Source organism: Paenibacillus pseudetheri (assembly GCF_924513355.1).
GTDB classification, from domain to species: domain Bacteria; phylum Bacillota; class Bacilli; order Paenibacillales; family Paenibacillaceae; genus Paenibacillus_AQ; species Paenibacillus_AQ pseudetheri.
The window spans coordinates 1-361 of the sequence record NZ_CAKMAB010000116.1; the positions used below are offsets into that span (position 1 = coordinate 1).

Here is a 361-nt window from a genome sequence, read left to right on the forward strand (position 1 = left end):
GTAAAATCCTTACGAGAACACATCGTACAAAACTGGCAGACCTTGCGGCAAGCAATAGAAGAAGGAACCTATGAACCGAGCCCCGTGCGCCGAGTCGAAATCCCGAAACCCGGTGGCGGAGGTGTTAGGCTATTAGGAATACCTACCGTGACAGATCGAATGATTCAACAAGCAATCGCGCAGGTACTAACCCCATTGTTCGATCCAGAGTTTTCCGAACACAGTTATGGATTTCGTCCGAAAAGGCGAGGACATGATGCGGTAAGGGAAGCTAGAGCATTCATGAAAGAAGGGTACCGATTCGTTGTTGATCTGGACTTGGAGAAGTTCTTTGATCGCGTCAACCATGACCGACTAATGA

At 48.5% G+C, this 361-nt stretch carries 1 protein-coding gene; it reads left to right on the forward strand.

Translation table 11 applies throughout. The features are described 5' to 3' along the window. Positions 1-361 (forward strand): reverse transcriptase domain-containing protein (locus tag L1028_RS31160; RefSeq protein WP_253074717.1); only part of this gene is annotated, 361 nt, incomplete at both ends.